13 protein-coding genes are annotated in these 15,536 nt (G+C 72.9%); 3 read left to right on the forward strand and 10 right to left on the reverse strand.

All coding sequences use genetic code 11. From position 1 onward, the window contains the following. Nucleotides 1-139: 139 nt before the first annotated feature. Complete coding sequence (locus AB0N31_RS11075) at nucleotides 140-730, reverse strand: flavodoxin family protein (RefSeq protein ID WP_366058071.1); 591 nt, start codon at nucleotides 728-730, stop codon at nucleotides 140-142. 136 nt (nucleotides 731-866) lie between these two features. Here AB0N31_RS11075 and AB0N31_RS11080 point away from each other — a divergent pair, with 136 nt between their 5' ends. Next, entirely contained in the window at nucleotides 867-1,268 is a 402-nt protein-coding gene (locus AB0N31_RS11080) for a helix-turn-helix domain-containing protein (protein WP_366058072.1), read from the forward strand. Here the strand turns inward: AB0N31_RS11080 and mutM are convergent. From mutM to recG, 8 genes are all read right to left on the reverse strand, one after another. Further along, on the reverse strand, nucleotides 1,241-2,125 hold the full coding sequence (mutM, locus tag AB0N31_RS11085; RefSeq protein WP_366058073.1) for a bifunctional DNA-formamidopyrimidine glycosylase/DNA-(apurinic or apyrimidinic site) lyase: 885 nt from the start codon (nucleotides 2,123-2,125) through the stop codon (nucleotides 1,241-1,243). The two genes, AB0N31_RS11080 and mutM, sit on opposite strands and share 28 nt — an antisense overlap. 83 nt (nucleotides 2,126-2,208) lie before the next feature. Further along, the gene (gene rnc, locus AB0N31_RS11090) at nucleotides 2,209-3,057 is read right to left on the reverse strand and encodes a ribonuclease III (protein ID WP_366058075.1); all 849 of its coding nucleotides are present in this window, start codon (nucleotides 3,055-3,057) and stop codon (nucleotides 2,209-2,211) included. Nucleotides 3,058-3,064: 7 nt separating this feature from the next. Continuing rightward, nucleotides 3,065-3,238 (reverse strand): 50S ribosomal protein L32, encoded by a 174-nt coding sequence (rpmF, locus tag AB0N31_RS11095; protein WP_007493396.1) that lies wholly within the window; start codon nucleotides 3,236-3,238, stop codon nucleotides 3,065-3,067. Between the two features lie 2 nt (nucleotides 3,239-3,240). Then, complete coding sequence (locus tag AB0N31_RS11100) at nucleotides 3,241-3,894, reverse strand: YceD family protein (protein ID WP_366058076.1); 654 nt, start codon at nucleotides 3,892-3,894, stop codon at nucleotides 3,241-3,243. Between the two features lie 155 nt (nucleotides 3,895-4,049). Continuing rightward, nucleotides 4,050-5,129: an ATP synthase F0 subunit B gene (locus AB0N31_RS11105; protein ID WP_366058077.1), complete on the reverse strand. Its 1,080-nt coding sequence runs from the start codon at nucleotides 5,127-5,129 to the stop codon at nucleotides 4,050-4,052. A gap of 99 nt (nucleotides 5,130-5,228) precedes the next feature. Beyond that, on the reverse strand, nucleotides 5,229-5,708 hold the full coding sequence (gene coaD / locus AB0N31_RS11110) for a pantetheine-phosphate adenylyltransferase (protein ID WP_363092149.1): 480 nt from the start codon (nucleotides 5,706-5,708) through the stop codon (nucleotides 5,229-5,231). Between the two features lie 26 nt (nucleotides 5,709-5,734). Then, nucleotides 5,735-6,322 carry a 16S rRNA (guanine(966)-N(2))-methyltransferase RsmD gene (gene rsmD, locus AB0N31_RS11115; RefSeq protein WP_366058078.1) on the reverse strand — a complete coding sequence of 196 codons (588 nt, stop codon included), beginning with the start codon at nucleotides 6,320-6,322 and terminating at the stop codon, nucleotides 5,735-5,737. A gap of 160 nt (nucleotides 6,323-6,482) precedes the next feature. Then, a complete protein-coding gene (gene recG / locus AB0N31_RS11120) occupies nucleotides 6,483-8,687 on the reverse strand; it encodes an ATP-dependent DNA helicase RecG (protein WP_366058079.1) in 2,205 nt (734 codons plus the stop codon). Nucleotides 8,688-8,854: 167 nt separating this feature from the next. On the opposite strand from recG, the gene AB0N31_RS11125 reads away from it, so the two are divergent. After that, nucleotides 8,855-10,699 (forward strand): HSP90 family protein, encoded by a 1,845-nt coding sequence (locus tag AB0N31_RS11125; protein ID WP_366058080.1) that lies wholly within the window; start codon nucleotides 8,855-8,857, stop codon nucleotides 10,697-10,699. After that, nucleotides 10,696-13,692, forward strand: a complete 2,997-nt coding sequence (locus AB0N31_RS11130) for a tetratricopeptide repeat protein (protein ID WP_366058081.1) — start codon at nucleotides 10,696-10,698, stop codon at nucleotides 13,690-13,692. The genes AB0N31_RS11125 and AB0N31_RS11130 overlap by 4 nt, the downstream gene beginning before the upstream one ends. Before the next feature lie 99 nt (nucleotides 13,693-13,791). On the opposite strand, the gene AB0N31_RS11135 is transcribed toward AB0N31_RS11130, so the two are convergent. Further along, entirely contained in the window at nucleotides 13,792-15,498 is a 1,707-nt protein-coding gene (locus tag AB0N31_RS11135) for a DAK2 domain-containing protein (RefSeq protein ID WP_366058082.1), read from the reverse strand. Nucleotides 15,499-15,536 lie beyond the last annotated feature (38 nt).

Below are 15,536 nucleotides of genomic sequence, written 5' to 3' on the forward strand. Positions count from 1 at the left end.
GGCAGGCCCGGCGGCGTCTGGTGCGTGCGATCGCAAGGCGGAGGGTCGCCCCGATACTGGTTGTATCGGGGCGATCCCGACAACGCGGCGAGCGTACGTGCCAGGCGTCGCCGGGCAGACGGGACTTTCGAAACACGCCCTAGGCGGCCAGGGCCGCGCGGCCCGTGGCGAGGGTCTTCGCCGTCTCCGTGACCCGGCGGCCCAGGTGTTCCGCGGTGGCGACGTCCGCCTTGTGCACCGCGTCGGGGCCCTCGTCGACATTGGTCTGGGCGGCCGCGCCGAGGAAGACGCCGAGGCGGTTGAGGTCGTCCTCGGAGGCCGTGCTGCTGTTCCAGCCGGGGAGCAGGCCGAGGTTGACCCAGTGCATGCCGAGCTGTGCGGCCAGGATCTGGAAGAACTGCAGGGTGTGCAGTTTGTCTCCGCTCTTGGAACCGGAGTTGGTGAAGCCGGCGGCCAGCTTGTCCTTCCAGGCCTGGGTGGCCCAGCGGGCGGAGGTCGCCTCGGCGAAGGTGTGGAAGGCGGCGGACGCGGTGCCCATGTAGGTGGGCGAGCCGAACACGATCGCGTCCGAGCGGTCGAGCACCGCCCACTGCTCCTCGGTGATCGCGTCGACCTCGATCAGGTGCACCTCGGCGCCGGCCTGGACGGCACCGGAGCGGACGGCCTCCGCGATGACGGCGGTGTGGCCGTAGCCGGAGTGGTAGGCGATGGAGACAACAGGGGTGGTCACGTGCGTCCTCCTCAGGGCGGGTAAAGGGAGCCGGCGGAAGCGGGGGCAACAGCTCACCGCCGATGACGAAAGGAAAGCACTAACTTCCAGTTAGTGCAACCTGTCGGTTAGCGCTGCGTTCGAGTAGGCTTGGGTCATGACCGGCATTCAGGAGCGCACCCCGGAGCAGGACCTCCCGTACAACGTGTTCGCCAAGGCCTGCCCCTCGCGCGGCACGCTGGAGCATGTGACGGGCCGCTGGGGCGCTCTCACCCTGGGAGCCCTGCACGAGGGTTCGCTGCGCTTCAACGAACTGCGCCGACGCGTCGACGGCGTCAGCGAGAAGATGCTGTCCCAGACGCTGCACGCGCTGGAGCGCGACGGCCTGGTGCACCGCGAGGCGCAGCCGACCAACCCGCCCCGTGTGGACTACGAACTGACACCTCTGGGCCACGAGGTCGCGGAGCGACTGCTCGGCCTGATCCGCCTGGTGGAGGACCGGATGGACGAGGTCCTGGCGTCCCGCGGGCGCTACGACGAGACGCGCGGCGGCTTCTGACACCGCGGGCAGAAGTAGCTGGACCTGTTCATCCAGGGGCGCCGGCGCATCGGTGTGCCGCAGCGCCTGCACGGCAGTCCCTCGCGCCCGTAGGCGTCCAGCGACCGGTCGAAGTAACCCGACTCGCCGTTGACGTTGACGTACAGGCTGTCGAAGCTGGTGCCGCCGACGGTGAGGGCCGCCGTCATCACGTCCCGGACGTGACCGAGCAGTTCGAGGGTGCGGGGGCGGGTGAAGCCGGCCGTGGGGCGGTCGTAGTGCAGGCGGGAGCGCCACAGCGCCTCGTCGGCGTAGATGTTGCCGACACCGCTGATCAGTGACTGGTCGAGCAGGGCCCGCTTGATGGTGCTGCGCTTGCGCCGCAGAGCCTGGTGGAAGGCCTCGTCGTCGAACAGCGGGTCGAGGGGGTCGCGCGCGATGTGCGCGATGACGTCGGGCAGCCCGTCGGGGGTGGTGTCGTGCAGCGACAGACCGCCGAAGGTGCGCTGGTCGACGAAGCGCAGCTCGGTGCCCCCCGCGTCGGTGGCCGCTGATGTCAGCGTGTCGGCGAAGCGGACCCGGATGCGCAGGTGCTTCTCGTCGGGAGCCGTGTGGGGCTGGACCAGGAGCTGGCCGCTCATGCCGAGGTGGGCCAGGATCGCCTGCGACGTGTCCTCCAGCGGCAGCCACAGGTACTTGCCGCGACGGCTGGGGATGCCGATGCGATGGCCCTCGAGGCGGTGCGTGAAGTCGTCGGCGCCGGCCAGGTGACGGCGTACGGCACGCGGGTGCAGCACCTCGGCGTCGGCGACCGTGCGATGGGCGACCCACCGCTCCAGACCGCGCCGGACGACCTCGACCTCGGGCAACTCGGGCATGGGACTCCCCGTACGGAACGCCCGCCTCCGGGTGGGGGCGGGCGCTCGTCTCGTACTGCTGGTTGTGCTGTCGGCGGTGTTCGTCAGGCGGAGGCGGACTCGGGGTCCGGGCTGCTGCCGTCGACGGCCTCGACGGCCTGGGCCGTCTTCGCCGCCTCGGCACGCTCGTCCGCCGCGGCCCGGATGGACCGCCACGCGGACTCGGCGGCCTGCTGCTCCGCCTCCTTCTTGCTGCGGCCGGTGCCGGTGCCGTACGAGACGCCTCCGACGCGGGCGGCAGCAGTGAAGGTCTTCTCGTGATCGGGGCCGGTCTCCGTCACCAGGTACTCGGGCACACCGAGTCCTTCGGTCGCGGTGAGCTCCTGGAGACTGGTCTTCCAGTCCAGGCCGGCTCCGAGGTTCGAGGACTTCTCGATCAGCGGGTCGAACAGGCGGTGCACCAGTTCGGAGGCCGCGTCGAGGCCCTGATCGAGATAGACCGCGCCGATCACCGCTTCGAGGGTGTCGGCGAGGATGGACGCCTTGTCCCGGCCGCCCGTGCCCTCTTCACCCCGGCCGAGCCGGATGAAGGAGCCCAGGTCGAGGCCACGACCGACCTCCGCCAGCGCACGCGAGTTGACCACCGCGGCCCGCAACTTGGCCAGTTGGCCTTCGGGCAGGTCGGGGTGGGTGCGGTACAGCGTGTCCGTGACGACGAGGCCGAGCACGGAGTCCCCGAGGAACTCCAGCCGCTCGTTCGTCGGCAGGCCGCCGTTCTCGTACGCGTAGGAACGGTGGGTCAGCGCACGCACCAGAAGGGCGGACTCGAGCTGATAGCCGAGCCGCCCTTCCAGAAGCGTGTGGGACGAGGCCGTGTTGTCCGCCTTTTTCTTGGCGACGGAATCCGCCTTGGCGTCATCCGCCTGCTTGGGGCTAGACACGGTGCCTCTCACCAGCCGCTCAGACCTCGAGGACCTGGCGCTTGTTGTAGGTGCCGCAAGACGGGCACGCGATGTGCTGCAGCTTGGGCTCGTGGCAGCGCTCGCACGCAACCAGGGTGGGGACCGCAGCCTTCCACTGCGACCGGCGGTGGCGCGTGTTGCTGCGCGACATCTTCCGCTTCGGAACAGCCACGGCTACTTCTCCTGCTTCTCGTTGGCGGGCACCGATCGAGGCGCTTCGCCACTCATCTCGTCCTTCTCGCCGTCTTCGAGTGAACCGGCGAGTCCCTGCAGTGCCGCCCAACGGATGTCGACGGCGTCATGGTGGTGGTCCGGGTCGTCCGCAAGGCGTGCTCCGCACTGGGCGCACAGTCCTGGGCAGTCGTCCTGGCACACCGGCTGCATCGGCAGTGCGAGCACCACCGCATCACGCAGCACGGGCTCGAGGTCGAACAGGCCGTCCTCGAGAAAGAGCATGTCCTCGTCTTCCTCGGCGTCGTCGGCCGGTTCCGCCTTCACGCGGCCCCGGTCGTCGGCGTCAGGGTACGAGAACATCTCCTGGAAATCCGCTTCGAGCTCCAGCCCGACCGGCTCCAGACACCTTACGCACTCCCCCTCGGCCTGTGCACGGGCGGTGCCCGTGACGAGCACTCCGTCCATGACCGACTCGAGTCGGAGTTCCAGCTTCACCGGGGCGCCTTCCGGCACTCCGATGACCCCCTGGATCCCGAGGTCCCCGGGGGCTTCGATCTCACGGGACAGGCGCTGGAGCGCGCCAGGACGCCGCCCCAGCTCGTGTGTGTCGAACACGAGAGGGTTGCGGTGGTCGAGGCGGGCGTTCAGAGCCATTCCTGCTTTCGATCTTCGGTGCTGTGGGGGCCGCCGCCCTCAGGTGTTGCGGGCAGCAGCGATCGCGGACATACACGCGACCGAAGGGCCAGGATACTGGAGCATTCGCTCACAGCCCAATCCGGTGTCCGCGACCCCGCCCCGGACCTCGGCTCCTACAGGCCGCGGCCCTGTTCGTAGGCGCGCAGCTGCTCGGCGCTGATCATGCTGGTGTCGAACAGGCTGGCCTCGTCGAGGGCGTAACCCTGCTGCTCCTGCGGGGCCTGCTGCTGCGGTGCCTGCTGCTGCGGGGCGTACGGCGCCTGCCGGGGGTCGTAGCCCTGGGCGGGGGCCCCGCCCGCCTGCGCGTAGTCGAACGGGGCGGCGTAGGGGTCGGCCTGCTGGTAGCCGTAGGCGTCCTGCTGGCGGCCGTAGTCCTGTTGCTGGTAGCCGTACGGGTCCGGCTGCTGGTAGGCGTAGGCCTCCTGGGGCTGCTCGTACGGCCGCTGCGCGGGCTGCCCGGCCGCGGTGTCCTGCTCGGCGAGGGCGGCGAGGTCGGCGAGGTAGTCGGCGTCGGAGGAGTGCTGGAAGGTCGTGTCGTCGTCGGCGAGGGCGCCGAGGTCGTCGCTGGCGATCCGGCCGTGCAGCTTCTGCCGGCCGCGGCCGACGGCCTCCAGGGTCTTGGCGAGGACCGCCTCGAAGGCGCCCAGCTTGACGTCCACGTAGGCGTCGGCGTCGCGGCGCAGGGTCTCCGGGTCGTGGCTGCGCTCAGGGGCGTCCTCGTCCTCGTACCCCTGCTCGTCGACGCCGGGTCCGGTGCCCAGGAGCTTCTCGCGGCCGCGGCCGACGGAGCCGAGGGTCTTGGTGAGGACGACCTCGAAGTTGGCGAGCTTGGAGTCGACGTAGTCGTCGGCCTCCGCGCGGATGTCCTCGGCCTCCTTGCGGGCCTCGGCCAGGATGCGGTCGGCCTCGGCCTGCGAGCGGCGGGCGATCTCGGTGTCGGAGATCAGCGAGCCGCGCTCGGCGTGCGCGGTGGAGATGATCCGGTCCGCCTCCTGGCGGGCCTGCTCGACCATCTGCTCGCGACCGCCGATCAGCTCCCGGGCCTGGGCGAGGGAGTCGGGCAGGGCGGCGCGCACCTCTTCGAGGAGGGCGAGCAGTTCGGCGCGGTTGACCACGCACGAGGCCGACATCGGCATCGACCGGGCACTGGAGACCGCCGTGACGATCTCGTCGAGCTTCTTCTGCACGTCCACCGGTTGCTCGCCACTCTCTGCTGCTGTGTTGGAGACGGACGGAACGACTGTACGGCCACGAGGTGTCCGGCGGACACCGAGTGACGGGCCGTCAGGTCCTCAGTCCTTGCGGAGCCGTTCGGCGAGTGCCTCGAGGACGATCGGCGGGACCAGGTGGGAGACGTCGCCGCCCCAGGTCGCGACCTCCTTGACCAGGGAGGACGACAGGAAGCTGTAGGTGGGGTTGGTGGGGACGAACAGCGTCTCGACACCGGAGAGGCCGTTGTTCATCTGGGCCATCTGCAGCTCGTAGTCGAAGTCGCTGACGGCGCGCAGGCCCTTGACGATGGCCGGGATCTCGCGCTGCTTGCAGAAGTCGACGAGGAGACCGTGGAAGGCCTCGACGCGGACGTTTCCGTACTCGGCGGTTACCTGGCGGATCAGGTCGATCCGCTCGTCGATCTCGAACAGGCCCTTCTTGGACTTGTTGATCATCACCGCGACGTAGACCTCGTCGTACAGACGGGAGGCGCGGGAAATGATGTCGAGATGTCCGTTGGTGATCGGGTCGAACGACCCGGGACAGACGGCGCGGCGCACTTGAGATCCCTCGCTCTCCGGTCCGGTCATCGTGCGTCTTCGCACGTAGAGGCGGCGCGACCGTACCAAAACGTTCCCTCGCCGTAGCGACGGGACCGGATCGCTTCGAAGCCGTCCGGCCAGTCGAAGACGCCGCCTCTGGTGCTGCGCTCCACGGTGACGAGGGCTTCCGCCGCGAGCCACCCCTCCGAGCGGAGTGTGAGCAGAATCTCCCGAAGATCGTCATCCGTGACGGCGTACGGGGGGTCGAGGAAGACGAGGTCGTACGGCTCCGTCGGCGGCGTCTGGATGATCTGCCGGGCCTTGCCGGCCCGGACCTCGGCGCCCGGCAGGCCGAGGGTCCGCACGTTCTCCCGGATCGTGCGGGCCGCTCGCGCGTCGGCCTCGACGAGCAGGGTGTGGCCGGCCCCCCGGGAGAGGGCCTCCAGCCCCACGGCGCCGGAGCCGGCGTAGAGGTCCAGGACGCGTTCGCCGTCGAGGGGGGCGCCGCCGAGCAGGGACTGCCAGGTGGAGAAGAGAGCCTCGCGCGCGCGGTCGGAGGTGGGGCGGGTGCCGGTCCCTGACGGGACGGCCAGGCGACGTCCGCCGGCTTTTCCGGCGATCACGCGGGTCATCTCGGGGTCCTTGTTCGGGGGCGTCTTTACGTGGTCAGTCTGGCAGGCGGAGGTGCGGGGTGCTCGATCACGGTCGGCTACGCCCGGTGGGGCCCGGGGAACCCTCCGCCCCGCGTGCGGCGGGACGGGTGGTGCCCCGGGGGACCCGGCGGCCGCGCGCTCAGCCCTTCTCCAGGTACTGCTCCCTCTCCTCGTCCAAGAGGGCGTCCAGGGCGGTGCGCAGGCCGGGGTAGGCGGCCAGCTCCGGGTCGGACGCGACCACCTGTGCCGCCTCCTGCCTCGCCTCGGCGATGACTTCCTCGTCCTCGATGACGGCGAGGACGCGCAGGCTGGAGCGGGCGCCGGACTGGGCCTGGCCCAGGACGTCGCCCTCGCGGCGCTGTTCGAGGTCGATGCGGGACAGCTCGAAGCCGTCGAGGGTGGCGGCGACCGCGTCGAGGCGCTGGCGGGCGGGACTCGCCTCGGGCATCTCGGTGACGAGGAGGCAGAGTCCGGGGGCCGAGCCGCGGCCGACCCGGCCGCGCAGCTGGTGCAGCTGGGAGACGCCGAAGCGGTCGGCGTCCATGACCACCATCGCGGTGGCGTTCGGCACGTTGACCCCGACCTCGATGACGGTCGTGGCGACCAGGACGTCGGTGTCCCCGGCGGCGAACCGGCGCATGACGGCGTCCTTGTCGTCCGGGGGCATGCGGCCGTGCAGCACCTCGACCTCGAGCCCCTGGAGCGGGCCCCTGGCGAGCTGGTCGGCCACGTCCAGGACGGCGAGCGGCGGACGCTTCTCGGCCTCGTCCTCCGGAGACCTCTTCTTGGCCTTCCCGGGGCCGTCCTCCTCGTCGCCGATGCGCGGGCAGACCACGTACGCCTGGTGGCCGCCCTCGACCTCCTCGCGGACCCGCTGCCACGCGCGGGCGAGGAAGTGCGGCTTGTCCGCGGCGGGGACGACATGGCTGGCGATGGGCGACCGGCCGGCCGGGAGCTGGTCCAGGACGGAGGTCTCCAGGTCGCCGAAGACGGTCATGGCGACCGTGCGCGGGATGGGCGTGGCGGTCATGACGAGCAGGTGCGGAGGCTGCTTGCCCTTGCCGCGCAGGGCGTCCCGCTGCTCGACGCCGAACCGGTGCTGCTCGTCGACCACGACCAGCCCGAGATCGTGGAACTGCACCTTGTCCTCGATCAGCGCGTGCGTGCCGATGACGATGCCGGCCTCGCCGGTGACGAGATCGAGCAGCGCCTGCCGCCGCCCGGCGGCCCCCATCGATCCGGTGAGCAGCACGACCTTGGTGGCGTGCTCGACGCCGCCCAGCATCCCGCCCTCGGCCAGTTCCCCCATCATCTCCACGATGGAGCGGTGGTGCTGCTGGGCGAGGACCTCGGTGGGCGCGAGCATGGCGGCCTGCCCACCGGCGTCGACGACGGCGAGCATGGCGCGCAGGGCCACCATCGTCTTACCGGAACCGACCTCCCCCTGGAGCAGTCGGTGCATCGGGTGTTCGGTCGCCAGGTCGTCGAAGATCTCCTGCGAGACCTTCTGCTGGCCCTCGGTGAGGGTGAAGGGGAGGCGGTCGTCGAAGGCGGAGAGCAGGCCGTCCGGGGCGGGTCTGCGGGGGACGGCCGGGAGTTGGGCGTCGGCGTGGCGGCGGCGGGCGAGGGCGACCTGGAGGACGAAGGCCTCGTCCCACTTCAGGCGGGCGCGGGCGTCGTCGATGTCGGCCTTGGTGTGCGGACGGTGGATCTTGAGGAGGGCCTCGGGGAGGGAGAGCAGGCCGCGGCCCTCGCGCAGGGAGTCCGGGAGCGGGTCGACGGCCTCCTGGGCGCTGGGCAGGACCGTCTGGATCGCCTTGCCGATCTTCCAGGACTCGAGTTTGGCGGTGGCCGGGTAGATCGGGATGAGGGCGCCGGCCCAGGTCTCGACCGTTTCGTCGGTGTCGCCGCGCAGCAGTTCGTAGGCCGGATGGGCCAGCTGGAGGCGGCGGTTGAAGAGGGAGACCTTGCCGGAGAACATCGCGCGGGTGCCCGGCAGGAGGTCCTTGTGGGGCTTGTGCACGCCGTTGCCGAAGAAGACCAGCTGGAGGCGGCCGCTGCCGTCCGTGATGGTGACCTCCAGGCGCTGGCCCTTGCCGCGGGGGGCCCTGGCCGAGGCGAAGGTGTGCAGGCGGGCGTCGGCGACCTGGGCGACCACGGTGACGTGCTCGTCCATGGGGAGGTCGGCGAGGTGCGTGAGCTGACCGCGCTCCTCGTATCTGCGCGGGTAGTGGTGCAGGAGGTCGCCGACGGTGTGCAGGCCGAGGTGCTCGGCCATCACCTTCGCGGTCGGTGGGCCGAGCACCTTTTTGAGCGGTTCTTCGAGCGCGGGCACGAGATCCATTGCACACCACCCCACTGACATTGCCGTATACGTGTCCCGAAACCCCTGGTCAGGCGGCTCGTTCGGGCCCTAGGATGGCGCGCTCCGGCCATCCCCCGCGGTCACCGCCCCACCGGGACCGCCCGACCCCGCGCCGTCGACCCTCCCCAAGCCGCGGCGCAGCAGCGATGGACTCCCAGACCTCACCGTCATCCCAGGCATCACCGTCCCCTCATACCTTCCAGGTCGACCTGCGCGGCCTGGTGGACCTGCTGTCCCATCACCTCTACTCCAGTCCCCGGGTCTACCTGCGCGAGCTGCTCCAGAACGCCGTGGACGCCATCACCGCCCGGCGGGCGGAGGAGCCCGGCGCCCCGGCGCGGGTGCGGCTGTCCGCCGCGGGCGGGGAGCTGCGGGTGGAGGACTCCGGTGTCGGGCTCACCGAGTCCGACGTGCACAGCCTGCTGGCCACCATCGGACGCAGCTCCAAGCGCGCCGACGGCCTGCAGGAGGCCCGCTCCGACTTCCTCGGGCAGTTCGGGATCGGGCTGCTGGCCTGCTTCGTGGTCGCCGAGCGCATCCGGGTGGTCAGCCGCAGTTCCCGTACGCCCGGCGCGCCGCCGGTGGAGTGGACGGCCCGCGACGACGGTTCGTACACGGTGCGGACGCTGTCCGACGAGGAGCACCCCGAGCCGGGCACGACCGTGCATCTGGTGGCGCGGGCCGGTGCCGGTGAGTGGCTCACCGAGCAGCGGGTCCTCCAGCTGGCGCGCGACTTCGGCTCGCTGCTGCCGTACGACGTCCGGGTCGGCGAGGAGGCGGTCACCGATCTGCCGGCGCCCTGGGACCGGCCGTACGCCTCTCCCGCGAACCGGCGGGTGGCGCTGGCCCGGCACTGTCACGAGCTGTTCGGGTTCACGCCGTTGGACTCGATCGAGCTGAACGTGCCGCTGGCCGGGATCCGCGGGGTGGCGTACGTGCTGCCGGCCGCGGTCAGTCCGGCCCAGCGGGCGGGTCACCGTGTGCACCTCAAGGGCATGCTGTTGACCGACCGGGCCGAACAGCTCCTGCCGGACTGGGCGTTCTTCGTGCGCTGTGTCCTGGACACCGACAGCCTGCGGCCCACGGCCTCGCGCGAGGCGCTGTACGAGGACGAGACGCTGGCGGCCGTGCGGGAGGCGCTGGGCGAGCGGATCCGGGCGTGGCTGACGGGGCTGGCCGCCGGGGATCCGGAGCGGCTGGCGGCGTTCCTCGCCGTGCACCACCTGGGGGTGAAGTCCCTGGCGCGGCACGACGGGGAGATGCTGCGGACGATGCTGCCGTGGCTGCCGTTCGAGACGAGCGACGGCCGGCTGTCGCTGGAGGAGTTCGCGCAGCGGCATCCGGTGGTGCACTTCACGCGGACCGTGGAGGAGTACCGGCAGGTCGCGCCGATCGCGTCGGCGCAGGGCGTCGGGGTGGTCAACGGCGGTTACACGTACGACAGCGAACTGGTCGAGGCACTGCCGTCGGTGCGGCCGGGGACGGTGGTCGCCGAGCTGGACGCGGACACCGTGACCGCGCACCTGGACGCCGTGGACGCGGCGGAGGAGCTGGCGCTGTCGGGTTTCCTGGCGGCCGCGCGGGCGAAGCTCGACCCGCTGGGCTGTGACGTGGTCCTGCGCGCCTTCCACCCGCTGTCGGTGCCCGCGCTGCACCTGGACGACCGGGCGGCCCGGCACGAGCAGGCGCGGGCGGACGCCGAGTCGCGGGCGGACGACCTGTGGGCGGGCATCCTGGGCTCCCTGCGCGGCAGCGCCCCGCGCGCGCGTCTGGTGCTCAACCATCTCAACCCGCTGGTCCGGCGGATCAGTTCCCTGCGGGACGCCGAGCTGATCGGCACCGCCACGGAGTCGCTGTACGGGCAGGCGCTGCTGATGGCGCAGCGGCCCCTGCGGCCGGCGGACTCCGCCCTGTTGAACCGGGCGTTCATCGGCCTGCTGGAGTGGGCCACGCACGGGGAAGCCACATCTGAGGAGGACGGGCGGCGATGACCGCGATCACGGACTTCGACTCCCTGCGCCGGGCGATGGCGGAGAACGGCGAACAGCCGGAGGGCCCGGCCCGCAACGCGCGCGCGGAGCTGCTGCTCGTGGAGGCCGAGAGGCTGAACATCCCGCTCGCCGTGATCGAGGCGCTCGGACACCAGTTGAAGGTCTACAACTACAGCTCCGAGAAGGACAAGATGTTCGTCCCGTTCGCGCGCCTGCTGCGCATGTGGGACGAGCGGCCCGAGGACTTCGACGCGCACGAGACGCACTCGCTGCACTGGGTCTTCAAGTGGATGTCGGCCGGCATGCTCGACCAGCCGCACATTCCACTGGCGTCGGTGGAGAAGTGGCTCGGCGAGATGGAGCACCGCTACCGGCTCGCCGGGCACTCCGAGCGGGCCGTGCGCAGCGCCGAGTTCAGCGTGGCCGCGCATGTCGGGGACGTGGAGCGGGCCGAGCGGGCGTTCGCCGCCTGGCTGGCCGCGGATCGCGACGGCATGGCCGACTGCCACGCGTGCGAGCTGCGCGGTCAGGGCTGGTGGCGGGCGGAGCGGGGCCGGGACGCGGAGGCCCTGGAGCTGTGGGCGCCCGTCCTGGAGGGCGCGTACACGTGCGCGCACGAGCCGCACAACGTGCTCGCGTCGTCCCTGGTGCCGCTGTTGCGGCTGGGTCGGCCGGACGAGGCCCGGGCGAACCATCTGCGCGGCTTCCGGCTGGTGCGGGCGATGGAGAGCATGCGGGGTGCGTACGCCGACCATGTGGAGTTCTGCGCGCTGACCGGCAACGAGGCGCGGGGCCTGGAGCTGCTCGCGGAGCGCCCGGCGTACTTCACGGACGAGGGGCAGCCGCGCAGCAGGCTGGGCTTCCTGAGCGTGGTCGTGCTGCTCATGGAGCGGCTGTCCGCGCTGGGCCTGGGCGGGCAGCGGGTTCCCGGGCCGGCCGGGCGGGTGTGGACGGCGGCGGAACTCGCGCTCCACGCGCGCGAGGAGGCGCTCGCACTGGCCGCGCGGTTCGACGCGCGCAACGGCACGTCGCACGTCGGCGAGCGGGCACGCGCGCGGATGTCGCAGCAGCCGCTGGTGGAGCGGCTGCCGTTGGGGGTGCGCACGGTACGTCCGCCGGTTCCCGCGGCAGCTCCCCCGGCGGCCACGGCGGGGACCGGGGCGGGGGCCGGCGCGCCGGATCTGCCCGCGCTGCTCGCCGAGGCGCGGCGGCTGTCGGACACCTTGCGGCCGCACGCCGTGGAGGCGTGGGCGGCGGTGGCGGCGGCCGCCGAGGGGGCCGAGGGCGCCGGGCTGGACGCGCGCGACCGCGCCGAGATCGCCGACCACCGGGCGATGGGGCTGGGCGCGGAGGGTGCCGAGACGTTCGAGCTGGCGGCCGGGCTGTACGCGGAGGCGGGTGACCCCGGCGAGGCTCTGGCGGCACGCACGCGTGCGGCCTACGTCCGCGCGCTCACCGGGGAGATCGACGAGGCGCTCGCCGCGGTCGCCGAGCCGTACGACCGGGTCCTCGCGCTGTACGCCGAGGGCGGCACGGAGGTGCGGCAGGCGGCGGGGGTCCTCATGGGCCGGGCGCGGATCCTGATGCGGCGCGTGCACGAGGCCGACGGGCCGGTCGCCGAGCAGGTGCTGGCGGAGGCCGAGGGGGCCGTCCGGGAGGTGCTCGCGCTCGTGGAGGGGCGGGCCGGGGACGACGTGCGGCTCGTCGCGCGGGTCGCCGAGGGACACGCGATGCTCGCGGAGCTGACGGCGCGCTCGGGCGACGCCGAGGGGGGCGCCGAGCTGTTCGCCCGGGCCGCCGCGGAGTTCGTCGGGGCGGGACTGCCCTGGTTCGCCGTGGAGTACGAGGCCAGGCTGGCCGCTCTCGCGCACCACCTGGGCGACATGTCGGAGGCGGAACGGGCGCTGCGGGCCGCCCTGGAGCACGGCGGCGGCTTCCTGGAGCCGGTCGGCCGGGCGCAGCTGCACCTCCAGCTCGCCGAGGTCGTCGGGGGCCGGGGACAGGCGGCGGAGGCCGCCGAGCACGCCCTGGAGGCGGCGCACTGGGCCGACGAGGCGGGCGAGGGCCCGACGTTCGGCGCGTGGGCGCGGCACCAGCTGGGCGGGTTCCTGGTGCGGCAGGGCCGGTGGGCGGAGGCCGCGGAGGTGCTGGAGTCGGCGCTGGCGGACCTGACCGTCGAGACGCACGGCGACGGGGCGGTCGTGCAGACGCAGTGGTGGCTCGGCGACTGCCTGAGCGAGCTGGGCGAGCACCGGGCCGCCGCCGAGCGCCGCCTGCAGGCCGCCGAGACCGCCCGGCACTGGCCCGAGCAGCACGACCACGCGACGCTGGCGCACCTGGCCGCCGAGTCCCTCGGCCGGGCGGGGCTGCACGCGGACGCGGACCGGGCGTACGCGCGCGCGGGCGAGCTGTGGCGTTCCCTGGGCAATGTGCACGGGCTGGTGCGCTCCTTGCGCGCGCGTGCCTGGCTGGCGTTGCGGGCGGAGGACGGCACGGAGGCGGCGCGGGAGCTGATGTCGGACGCCGTCGGGGAGTGCGCCGACGCGCTGGAGGTCGCGGACGACGAGGAGACGCGTCTGCGGCTGGTCTTCGAACTCGGTCACACCCACCGCCAGTTCGGCGATCTCCTGGCCCGCTCGGCCGCCGAGGACGCCGACGACGACTCGATCCGTGCCGCCATGGACGAGGCGCTGTCCCAGATGTCGGAGGCGGTCGCGGTGTTCGTCTCCCTCGGGGCCGCCGCCCTGCCGCCGCGCACCGGCGCCGAGCTGGCCGCGGGCTGGCTGGAGACCGACCTGGGACGTCCCGCGGAGGCGGCCGCACGCGCGCGTGCGGTACTCGCGGCGTACGCGGACGCGGAGACGGACCCCGGCTTCGAGGGCGGGGACGAGGAGACCGTACGGGCGCGGCGGGCGGAGGCGGAGCAGCTGCTCCAGGCGGCGGCGGAAGCGGCGGAGCAGCAAGCGGCACCGGAGCGAGAGGCGCAGGAGTAAGGGCGCGGGAGTGACAGGAGCGAAAGGCGCAGGAGCAGGGCGGGCGGTGGAGCGGCGCTCACCGCCTCCCCGGCGGAGTCGACCGCTTGCCCGCGACCGTCATTCCACGCCGATCAGCAGCAGCGCGCCTTGCCGCCCCCCGCGGTACACCACCGTGTCGACGGCGAGGTACGCCACCCGCACCCGCGCCTCCAGCCGCTCGGCGACGCCTTCGGGAGCATCCTCGCCGAGGACGAGGGTGACGAGCTCCCCGCCCGCCGCCAGCATGCGGTCCAGGACCGTTTCGGCGACGGCGGTGACGTCGGCGCCGATGACGGCCACGTCGCCGTCGACGAGGCCGAGGACGTCGCCGGCCTGGCAGATGCCGGCCATGGTCCAGGACTGGCGTTCGGCGACGGCGACCTCGGCGTAGCGGGTGGCGCCTGCCGCCGAGGTCATCGCGACGACGTCCTCGTCGAAGCGGCGGTCGGGTTCGTGCACGGCGAGCGCGGCGATCCCCTGGACCGCGGAACGGGTCGGAATGAGGGCCACCCGGATACCCTCCGCGCGCGCCTGCTCGGCCGCCGCGGCCGCGGTGTGGCGCAGATCGGCGTCGTTGGGCAGCAGCACGACCTCGCGCGCGTGGGCCCGCCGTACGGCCTGGACCAGTTCACCGCTGGCGGGCGGCTCCCCGGGGCGCGCGAGGACGGTGGTCGCGCCGGCCTCGGTGTACAGACCGGCCAGGCCCTCGCCGGGCACGACGGCGACCACCGCCCGCTGGACGCGTTCGCGGGGCGGACTCCCGCCCCCGCGCGCGTGGACGTCGTCGGCGCCGAAGTGCGTGATGCGGATCCGATACGGCCGGCCGGCCTCGACGCCCGCCTCCACGGCCGCGCCGGCGTCGTCCACGTGCACGTGCACGTTCCACAGCCCGTCCCCGCCGACCACGACGAGCGAGTCCCCCAGCGCGTCGAGCCGCTCCCGCAGCCGGGCGACGGCGGCGTCCTCGGCCTCCAGCAGGTAGATCACCTCGAAGGCGGGCCCGCCGCTCCCGGCACCGTCGTCGGCGCAGGCCTCCACGCCCGTCGGGAGCCCGGGGGCCTGCGGGTCCGCCGGGCCTCCGGCGTGGTCACGCCCCTCGGCGGCCGCGGAGGGGACCGCCGTCGTCTCCCCCGTGAACGTCTCCACCAGCGCCGCGAGCACCGCCACCAGTCCCCGCCCGCCCGCGTCCACCACGCCGGCACGCTCCAGGACGGCCAGCTGGCCCGGCGTCGCGGCGAGCGCCGTGCACGCGCCCCGGTAGGCCGCCTTCGCGACCGCCCCGCAGTCGCCCTGGGCGTCCGCGGCCGCGTCGGCGGCGGCCGAGGCGACCGACAGGACCGTGCCCTCGACCGGGCGGCCCACGGCCTGGCGGGCGGAGTCGGCGGCGCGGCGCAGCGCCAGGCGCAGCCCCGCCGCGTCGGTGTGCGGGCTCTCCCCCTCGGCGGCGAGCACCTGGGCCATGCCGCGCAGCAGCTGCGCCAGGATGGTCCCGGAGTTCCCGCGCGCGCCTATGAGCGCTCCGTGCGCCATCGCGCGCGCGGTGTCGGCGAGGGAGGGGGTGCCGTGCGGGGCGGCGCCGGCCGCGTGACCGGTGAACACCGCCTCGACCGCGGTCGCGGCCGACTCCACGGTCAGGTACAGGTTGGTCCCGGTGTCCCCGTCGGCGACCGGGTACACGTTGATCGCGTCGATCTCCTCACGCGCGCGTCCCAGTGCCCGGAGCGCGAGACCACACCAGGTGCGCACCGCGAGAGCATCGAAGAATGTCTGCGGCACCTGCGGCACCTGGGCCTCCCTGAGCGGCTGGACTGGGACGCAGCGTA

This window comes from Streptomyces sp. NPDC051051, from assembly GCF_040682975.1.
Lineage (GTDB): Bacteria > Actinomycetota > Actinomycetes > Streptomycetales > Streptomycetaceae > Streptomyces.